4 protein-coding genes are annotated in these 5969 nt (G+C 70.7%); 1 reads left to right on the top strand and 3 read right to left on the bottom strand.

The genetic code is table 11. The features are described 5' to 3' along the window. Positions 1-46: 46 nt before the first annotated feature. Both H0523_RS31390 and phrB read right to left on the bottom strand, forming a co-directional pair. On the bottom strand, positions 47-1738 hold the full coding sequence (locus tag H0523_RS31390) for a methyl-accepting chemotaxis protein (RefSeq protein WP_054435468.1): 1692 nt from the start codon (positions 1736-1738) through the stop codon (positions 47-49). Between the two features lie 168 nt (positions 1739-1906). Further along, positions 1907-3325: a deoxyribodipyrimidine photo-lyase gene (gene phrB, locus H0523_RS31385; protein ID WP_054435471.1), complete on the bottom strand. Its 1419-nt coding sequence runs from the start codon at positions 3323-3325 to the stop codon at positions 1907-1909. 303 nt (positions 3326-3628) lie between these two features. On the opposite strand from phrB, the gene H0523_RS31380 reads away from it, so the two are divergent. Next, a complete protein-coding gene (locus H0523_RS31380) occupies positions 3629-5077 on the top strand; it encodes a CoA transferase (protein ID WP_082385870.1) in 1449 nt (482 codons plus the stop codon). Between the two features lie 95 nt (positions 5078-5172). Here the strand turns inward: H0523_RS31380 and H0523_RS31375 are convergent, their stop codons facing one another. Then, positions 5173-5712, bottom strand: a complete 540-nt coding sequence (locus tag H0523_RS31375; RefSeq protein WP_054435473.1) for a peroxiredoxin — start codon at positions 5710-5712, stop codon at positions 5173-5175. Positions 5713-5969 lie beyond the last annotated feature (257 nt).

The raw sequence follows: 5969 nt of genomic DNA, 5'->3' as shown, positions 1-5969 counted from the left end.
GCGGGCCGATCCGGCGCCTGCGTCCGAATCCGCGCCGCCGCGGGCGTCACGAGGCGCGCCGTTCCAGCAACGGCTGCCCCTGGCGCGGCGCGGGTATCAGCGCCGCCGGCGCCGGCGCGGCGGCGCGCTTGGGCAGCACGGTCTGGGCCCCGGCGATGCGGAACACCTCGATGGCATGGCGCAGCTGCGCGCCGCGCGTGCGCAGGTTGTCCACCGCCAGGCTGGCCTGCTCGACCCGCGCCGCGTTGCTCTGCGCGGCGCTGTCGGTTTCCGAGATGGTGCGGCTGACGTTGTCGATGCCGGTGTGCTGCTCGTTCGAGGTGGCCGCGATCTCGTTGACGATCTGGGTCACCTGCCGCACCGACTCGACGATGTCCAGCATCGCTTCGCCGGCGCGCTCGACGTGGCGCACGCCATCCTCGACCTTGTGGTTCGACGCCTCGATCAGTTCCTTGATCTCGCGCGCGGCGGTGGCGCTCTTCTGCGCCAGGCTGCGCACTTCGGACGCCACCACCGCGAAGCCCTTGCCGGCCTCGCCGGCGCGGGCCGCCTCGACCGCGGCGTTCAGCGCCAGGATGTTGGTCTGGAAGGCGATGCCGTCGATGATGCCGACGATCTCGCTGATGCGCGAGGTGCTGTGCACGATGCCCTGCATCGCCCGCACCGCGTCGTCCACCACCTGTCCGCCGCGCTTGGCCACGTCCGAGGCCTGATTGGCCATCTGATCGGCGCCATGCGCGTTGGTGGCGGTCTGCTTCACCGTGGACGCCAGTTGTTCCATGCTGGCGGCGGCTTCCTCCAGCGAGGCCGCCTGGCGCTGCGTGTGGGCCGACAGGTCGGCGTTGCCGTCGGCGATCTCGGCGGCCGAGGTCAGCGCGCTCTCGATGCCGTTGTGGACGTCGCGGGTGATGCTGACCAGGCTCTTGCGCATCACCTCCAGCGAGAATTTGAGGGCGCCGATCTCGTCGCGGATGCTGGCGGGCGGCAGCGGCGTGCTGAGGTTGCCGGCGGCGATCTGGCGGGTGAAGTCGGTGGCGGTCACCAGCAGGCCGGTGATCGAGCGGGCAAAGCCCCAGCCCGAGGCGAAGATCAGGATCACGCCGCTGGCCAGCATGGCCGCCGCCAGCGCGATTTCCTCGGTGCTCATGCGGTCGAGCATGCCGTACAGCGCCACGCCGGCCGCGCCCAGGAACAGCGTCGAGGCCAGCATGGCCCAGGCCAGCATGCGCGAGCGCACGCCGGTCAAGCGCCAGATCTTGAGCCGCGCCAACACGCCGCGCAGGCCGGTCGGCTTGACCTGGCCGCGGCTGAGCCTGAAGCCGCGCGCGGTGCCGGCGCGCAGCTGCCGGTAGGCGGCGTCCGCGGCCTCGATCTGGGCGCGGGTCGGCTTGACCCGCACCGAGGCATAACAGACCGTCTCGCCGCGCTCGATGATGGGGGTGACGTTGGCCAGCACCCAGTAGAAGCCGCCGTCCTTGCGGCGGTTCTTGACCACGCCGGTCCAGGATTCGCCGCGCTGGATGGTGCGCCACAGGTCCTCGAACGCCTCTTCCGGCATGTCGGGGTGGCGCACGATGTTGTGGGCGGCGCCCACCAGCTCCTCGCGGGTGAAGCCGCTGACCTCCACGAACGCGGGATTGGCGTAGATGATGCGGCCGCGGGCGTCGGTGCGCGAGATCAGGTACTGCTCGTCGTGAAGCGTGTATTCCTTGTCGTAGACCGGCTGGTTGTTGCGCATGCGTCTTTCGTCCTCTGATGGGCGGGGGCGTGTTGCTGCTGCCGGATCATCGGGGACGGGCGATATCGCCGGGTTGATCTACATCAAGATATTTTGAAACGATGCGAAACGTAAACGGCCGCAAAAGGTCGCGGCCGTGATGTGATGGACGATTTTGGCCGGCGCGGCTCAGGCCTTGGGCAGGTTGCCGAAGGCTTCCAGCGCGCGCAGGCGGCTCTGCGGCAGGTCGACGATGGGCAGGGGATAGCCGGCCGCCGCGCGCTCCATCGGGCTGGGATCGTGGATGGCGCTGTCGTCCAGGTGAGCCAGCTCGGGTAGCCATTCGCGCAGGAACGCGCCGCGCGGATCGAACTTGCGCGATTGCGACAGCGGATTGAAGACGCGGAAGTACGGCACCGAATCGGCGCCGGTGGACGCGCTCCATTGCCAGCCGCCGTTGTTGGCCGCCAGGTCGCCGTCGACCAGGTGCGCCATGAACCAGGCTTCGCCCAGGCGCCAGTCGATCAGCAGGTTCTTGGACAGGAACATGGCCGTGACCATGCGCAGCCGGTTGTGCATCCAGCCCAGCGCCAGCAGCTGGCGCATGGCGGCGTCGACGATCGGCAGGCCGGTGCGGCCCTGTTGCCAGGCCGCGAGGTCGTCGGGCGCGTCGCGCCACGGCACCGCGGCGGTTTCCGGCTTCATCGGCCGGTGCATCGACAGTTCGGGGCAGGCCGCCAGCAGGTGCTGGTAGAACTCGCGCCACAGCAGTTCGTTGATCCAGGTGGCGGCGCCGGCGTTGCCGCTTTCCAGCTCGCCGTGGTTGGCGGCCTGGGCCGCGCGCAGGGCCTGGCCCGGCGACAGCACGCCGGCCGCCAGGTACGGCGACAGGCAGCTGGTGGCGGGCAGGCTGGGGAAGTCGCGCTCGTCGCGATAGGCGTCGATGACGCCATCGGCGAAGGCGTCCAATCGGTCGCCCGCGGCGGTCTCGCCGGCGGGCCACAGCGCGCGGATGGCGTCGCTGGCGGGCGCGTAGCCGTCGAATGCGTCGGGCAGCGGGTCGGCGCGCCAGGCCGGCGCGGTTTGCGGCCTGGGCGCCGGCACCGCGCGCAGCGGCGCGCTGCGCAGGCGTTCGCGGCAGGCGCGCGCATACGGGGTATAGACGCGGTAGCAGTCGCCCTTGCCGGTCAGCACGGTGCCCGGACGCAGCAGCGACGCGCCGTGATGCAGTGTCCAGTCGATGTCGGCCTCGGCCAGGCGCTGCGCCACGGCGTCGTCGCGGCGGCGCTCGTTGACGGCCCATTCGGTGTTGGCGTGGACCTGCGCGATGTCGTGCTCGCGGCAGAAGCCGACCAGCGCATCGGGCGCCTGGTCCCAGGTGTCCAGCGTCAGCAGCTTCAGCGGAATGCCCAGGCGGCCCAGGTCTTGCGACAGTTCGCGCAGGTTGCGCAGCCAGAAGTCGACCTTGGCCGGCGCCTCGCCGTGGCGGCGCCATTGTCCCGGCGCGGCGATGAACAGGGCGGTGACCGTGCCCGCCTGCGCCGCGGCCGCCAGGGCGGGGTTGTCGTGCAGGCGCAGGTCGGTGCGCAGCCAGATCAGGGTATGCATGGGAGCGGTCGGTCCGGAAAAGGGGCGGCGGGGAGGGCGCGGCAAGGCTGGCATTCTATCGCGCCGGCCGGCGCGTTCGCGCGGGTCCGGCAGGCTGCCCACACCATGTAAAAACTACGAGTAGATGTGACGGCGCCGGCGGCGGGCGGTTCGCCGGCGGGCGCAGGGGCGGCGCGCGCGGGCCCCGGGAAATCGGCCGAAACGCCGGTCAAACCATGAAACACGCTGGCGCTCCCGGCATATTGACGCGGCGGCGGCCAGCGCCATGTAATCATTCAACGACAAAGTAAAAAGACAAACGCCATGGGACATCTGATGGATTTCCGCGCGTCCTTCCTGAGGGGACGCTCATCCGCCACCAAGACGCCACGCGACGTCTTGCAACAGCTCTGGCGCTCGCTCGACCTGCCGGACGAGTCGCTCGAGCACGCGGTGCTGACTGGCGCCGAACCGGTGCTGCCATCGTCCTTCGCGGTGGGCACCGCGGCGCAGGTCAGCATGGCGGCGGCGGCCCTGGCCGCGGCCGAGATCTGGCACCTGCGCGGCGGCGAGCGGCAGCAGGTCGGCGTGGATATGCTGCACGCCGCCCAGGAATGCCGCAGTCATTTCCTGATCAACGGCGCCGCGCCCGATCCGCGCGATCCGATCACTGGCGTCTACCGCTGCGGCGACGGCGGCTGGGTCCGCATCCATGCCAATTTTCCGCATCATCGCGATGGCGCCCTGGCCTTGCTGGGCTGTCCGACCGGCGACGGCGCCACCCGCGAAGCGGTCGAGCAGGCGCTGGGCCGCTGGCGCGCGCAGGACTTCGAGCAGGTGGCGGCGGACGCCGGCATGGTGGTCACCGCGATGCGCAGTTTCGATGAATGGGACCGCCATCCCCAGGGCCAGGCGATCGCGGCGCAGCCGCTGCTGACGATCGAGCGCATCGGCGAGGCCGATCCGCGGCCCTTGCCCAAGTATGGGCACGATCCGCGCCCGCTGCAGGACATCCGCGTGCTGGACCTGACCCGCATCATCGCCGGTCCGGTCTGTGGCCGGGCCCTGGCGGCCTACGGCGCGGACGTGATGCTGGTGAATTCGCCGCACCTGCCCAATATCGCCAACCTCATCGACACCAGCCGCGGCAAACTGTCGGTGCACGCCGACCTGGACACCGCCGATGGCCGCATCGCGCTGGCCAACCTGCTGCGCAGCGCGCACGTCCTGGTGCAGGGCTACCGTCCCGGCGGCATGGCCGCGCTGGGGTTCGGTCCGCAGGACGCGGCGCGCCTGCGGCCAGGCATCGTCTACGTGTCCTTGACGGCCTATGGCGCCACCGGCCCGTGGGCCAACCGGCGCGGCTTCGATTCGCTGGTGCAGACCGCCGCCGGCTTCAACCATGCCGAGGCCGAGGCCGCCGGCCAGGAAGCGCCCCGGGCGCTGCCGATGCAGATCCTGGATCACGCCTCCGGCTACCTCATGGCGTTCGGCGCGCAGGTGGCGCTGGCGCGCCAGGCCACCGAGGGCGGCAGCTGGCATGTGCGGGTGTCGCTGGCGCAGACCGCGCATTGGCTGCGCACGCTGGGCCGCGTCGAAGGCGGGCTGAACCGCGCCCTGCCGGGCTTCGAAGGCCTGATGGAAACGGAGGCGTCGGGATTCGGCGAGCTGATCGCGGTGCGCCATGCGGCGCAGTTCTCGCTCACGCCGGCGCGCTGGACCCGGCCGTCCAACCCGCCCGGCACGCATCCGACGGTGTGGCCGTTCCATTGACGGCAGCGCGGCGGCCGGTCCTGGATGGGCCGGGGCTTCCGGGGGAATGAAAAAAGGGAGGGCTTCGGCCCTCCCTTGTTTTCACGGTGGCGGCGTTATTTCTTGCCGGCCTTCCAGTCGCGCAGCGCCTTCATGGTGTTGGTGACGTGCGCCTCGGGATTCATGTTGGTGTATTCGTACAGGATCTTGCCTTCGGGCGAGATCACGTAGGACACGCGCTGGGCGCGGTCGGGCCGCGCGTCCAGCACCGCGTCGTAGGCCTTCATGATCTTGCCGTCGCCGTCGGCCGCCACCGCGAACTTGCTGCGGCATTCGCTGACCGAGAATTTGTTCAGGGTGTCGATGTCGTCGGCCGAGACGCCGATGACGGTGGCGCCCAGCGACTTGTATTCGTCGGTGGCCTCGGCGAAGTCGTGAGCCTCGATGGTGCAGCCCTTGCTGAAGGCGGCCGGGTAGAAATACAGCACCACCGGCCCCTGCTTGAGGGCCTCGGCCAGCTTGAAGGTGAAAACGTTGCCGCCGAGCGAGGCCTGGGTGCTGAAGTCGGGGGCGGGCGCGCCGACGTTGAGGGCGGCGTGGGCGGCGGTGCCGGCCAGCAGGCCGCAGGCGAGGAACAGGGGGGCAAGGCGCTTCATGGGTGTCTCCGGTGAACGGTGCGCGGCAAGGCGGCGTCAAGGTTTCCACTGTAGCCGCGCCGCCCGCCGGAAGCCAGCCCGAAGGTTGTCAGCGCGGTGTCAGTCGATGCGATGTCGGACCGCTTCGGGTGGTCGATCCGGGGGCGGCCGGCGTGGCTGGCGCGGGATCGAGGCAGACCCCGCACGGGCCACGCGGCTTGGCCGCGCGGCCCGGTCGTCATTCGCGGCCGCGTTCGCGCGGCGCGCCGCCGCGGTCG

This window comes from Achromobacter insuavis (genome assembly GCF_902859645.1).
GTDB classification, from domain to species: Bacteria; Pseudomonadota; Gammaproteobacteria; order Burkholderiales; family Burkholderiaceae_B; genus Achromobacter; species Achromobacter insuavis.
Note: the sequence above shows the minus strand (reverse complement) of the source record. Positions and strands in the feature narration are given on the sequence as shown.